Source organism: Nostoc sp. DedQUE09 (assembly GCF_034530915.1).
Lineage (GTDB): Bacteria > Cyanobacteriota > Cyanobacteriia > Cyanobacteriales > Nostocaceae > Nostoc.
In genome coordinates, this window is record NZ_JAVRCE010000132.1 from 1 (window position 1) to 3,198 (window position 3,198).

Below are 3,198 nucleotides of genomic sequence, written 5' to 3' on the forward strand. Positions count from 1 at the left end.
TTGAGTAGTCGCCTGATTTGTTCGCCTCCTAGTTCGATTTGTCGTTCCTCAAATACAGCAGATTGCAGGTAGATAGAGTACACTAAAGGTGTTTTGCATCAACCGAGACTATGAAAGCTTACTCCATCGACTTTTGAGAAAAAATAATTGACGCATACTCTCCAGGTGATACATCAATTAGAAAACTAGCTTCTAGATTCGATGTAAGTAAGGCTTTTGTACAAAGGCTGCTTTTACTCAAAAGAACTCAAGGTCATGTACAGCCACAAAAACAAGGTGGAGGAATGAAGAGTGATTTAGATAAACATAAAATTGAGCTAGCTCAAATGGTAGAAAAATATCCAGATGCTACTTTATCTGAGTATTGTGAATATTGGGGACAAACTTACGATAAATGGGTAAGTATTAGTGCCATGTGTCGGGCGTTGCAAAGACAAAATCTCACACAAAAAAAAAGACATTACGTAGCAGTCAATGCGCCACAGAAAGAGTCCAAAAGCTAAGGTGCGAATTTTGGGAAAAAGTGAAAGCTATAGACCCAGAAAACTTGGTTTTCATCGATGAAATGGGTATAATACTCAGGTTTAACGCGAACTCATGCTCGCAGCCCGTGTGGTCAAAGAGCGTATGATTTAAAACCATTTTATAGAGGTGCGAAAGTAACGGTTATTGGAGCAATAAGTTTAAAAAAAGTTTTAGCAGCAATCAGTCTGCTTTACTGAGTTATTATTACGTAACGTAAACAAAACCTACTTCTAACCCTAGTTTTCACCTAATTATTTATTTTTTCTATATTTCTCTTTAACATTTTGCAACATTGACAAACTGAGCCAATCAGCACAAAATAAATCCACTAGCCTTTGCCGCCTGTTCCATTTTGAGCATCAAGTGTATAAAAATATTCAGTTGTTAGTGCCAGTGGTTCGGTAAGCAAAGAATGGGTGAAACTGTACTTGTACTGTATCACCTCTAGCTTGTTGTCCCTATTGATTTGCTTTTTCTGAAGCTTTTATTATATGAACTCAACCCAATAAATATAAAAGACTGATTGCAGATATTTTTATAAATAATCGTCAAATGACTTGCTAGCAATCTTTTTGAAATATTTCATCAAGATGAATTTTTGTGTAAAACAGTATCTTATTTGCAAATAAAATCACCCTGTACCTAAATATAGTTTTTAGCGATCGCTTGTTTTTGACCAAACCTCACAAAATCGCATTGCTCCCGACTGGCTTAGAGGGTCAGGGCAAACGCATCTAAATATAGACGAGCCTGAATCAGGGTGAAATACACCAAGACTCAAACCACATAAGGCTTTCAGGAAATTAAATCTCACTATGTATGAAAATGATAATCATTACGAGGGGGAGTTAGAGGCAGCTGACGGCTGCCTGAATTTTCACGGTCAGTTCTCAAGTCACTAAATAGCGTAGGTTTTCTCACAGTTTGATTATCAATAGTTATAGATTAATGACAATGAATCATGAGAAGCTCAGCTCAAAGAACAACTTAATTTATACGATCGTTAAGCGACCAAAGTGACTTTTACAGATGTTGTGAAAAGTCAGGACAACTGCCCTTCATTGAACGTGGTATTCTCACATTTATCAGAAAGAAGAATTACGTTCTTATTCTCCTCTCTATGAAGCTCAAACCCAAAATTACCATTGCTGACCACTTTGCAGTGATAAGCTATAGAACAGAAGAAGTAGGGCATGGTCGTCATGAAATTCGCAATTATTTAATGTTATCTGACATTCCAGAGCGGCTTGACCCAGATTCTATTTGGTCAGAATTAAATAGTGTTGGTATGGTAGAGTCTGTCCGAAAAGTAGATGGCAAAACAACAGTTGAGACTCGTTATTTTATCAGTAGTATTGAGAACAATGCTAAACAGTTTGCTAATTCTGTTCGCAGTCATTGGGGAATTGAAAATTTATTGCATTGGATATTGGATGTCGCTTTAAGAGAAGATGACTGTCGTAGGGGAAAAGATAATGCTCCGCAGAATTGCGCACTATTACGACAAATTGCAGTCAATCTTTTAACGAAGGAGAAGTGTGTTAAACGTGGAATAAAAAACAAACAGTTTCTTGCCGCAATGGATGATAACTATTTAGCAAGAGTTTTAGGGTTAGTTTAAAATAGTATATCAAAACTTGAATTGAAATTTTTACGTGGAAGTTTCATTTGTTTGGAAGAAAAGCATACTTTTCTGTACCGCTAAATGAGTTTTTTTTAGTATTAATATATAGTGATTGCTTGAGAGATAAGCTAATCTATATTGTTGAAATTTTAGGAACTTATTTTATTTATAATTGTAGCAACTTGTAGGATTATCTATGTCATTTTCAAATCTTTTTTAGTTTTTATTAGTAAATAAGATGCGTTCGCCCTGGGCAACGACTATCTCGATGGAGGAGATGGCAACGATAATCTTTATGGCGATCTTTATGGGCAAAGTGGTAATGACCAACTTGTTGGCGGAGCAGGGAACGATTACCTTGAAGGTCAAGGTGGCAATGATACTCTAACTGGAGGAAGCGGACTGGACTCTTTTAAGTTCTACTATAGAGCAGATGCTGGTATTGATACTATTCAAGATTTCAATGTGTCAGAAAATACAATATACTTTAGCTCCCCATTTGGCTCTGGATTAGCTTGGGGTACTCTCAGCAGCGATTGCTTTGTAATAGGTTCGCAAGCGATCGATTATAATGACCGATTTATCTACAACAATAGTACAGGAATTCTCTCTTTTGATTACGATGGAGCTGGTGGAATGGCTCAATTCCAATTTGCACAGCTTTCTCCAGGTTTAGCTTTTAGTGCAACCAATATTTTTGTAACTCCTGCTGGTTAATTCACTCAACTAATCTATACAAATCTACGTAACTAGATTTGTATAGATTAATTCTGGATTACCAGTCCTGCCTCTGTTAGTGCAGCATTAATGTTTTTAAAACACTGCTCTGTTTGTTTTACAACATCATCAGATATGGTCATCGAACTGTAATCAAAACCCGTGGTAATTCCTATTACTGCTGAAACTATCTCTAATCCCTTCCATACTGCTTTCGATTTAGCAGCAGTGATGAAAGCTTCACAGGCGATTTCTCGTGAAATTGAACTGAAGCAACTGCTGCGATCGCTGATGCAAATTTTAATTGAGAATGCTGGCGCACAAACCGGATA

At 36.8% G+C, this 3,198-nt stretch carries 3 protein-coding genes and 1 pseudogene; all 4 read left to right on the plus strand.

The window, feature by feature from the left end; translation table 11 throughout:
• Positions 1-176: 176 nt before the first annotated feature.
• The 4 genes and pseudogenes from RMY27_RS35405 to RMY27_RS35415 all read left to right on the plus strand — a co-directional run bounded on the left by RMY27_RS35405 (position 177) and on the right by RMY27_RS35415 (position 2,866).
• Entirely contained in the window at positions 177-503 is a 327-nt protein-coding gene (locus RMY27_RS35405) for a hypothetical protein (protein ID WP_322669463.1), read from the plus strand.
• Between the two features lie 1,142 nt (positions 504-1,645).
• Entirely contained in the window at positions 1,646-2,146 is a 501-nt protein-coding gene (locus RMY27_RS35410) for an ISAs1 family transposase (protein ID WP_416212399.1), read from the plus strand.
• Between the two features lie 252 nt (positions 2,147-2,398).
• Positions 2,399-2,545: pseudogene (locus RMY27_RS35730) on the plus strand (calcium-binding protein); the annotation flags it as partial.
• 69 nt (positions 2,546-2,614) lie between these two features.
• On the plus strand, positions 2,615-2,866 hold the full coding sequence (locus RMY27_RS35415; protein ID WP_322669462.1) for a hypothetical protein: 252 nt from the start codon (positions 2,615-2,617) through the stop codon (positions 2,864-2,866).
• Positions 2,867-3,198 lie beyond the last annotated feature (332 nt).

Bases quoted from the DNA above. Each gene is read 5' to 3' on its own strand.
- RMY27_RS35410 (WP_416212399.1), top strand. From the start codon at position 1,646: ATGAAGCTCAAACCCAAAATTACCATTGCTGACCACTTTGCAGTGATA.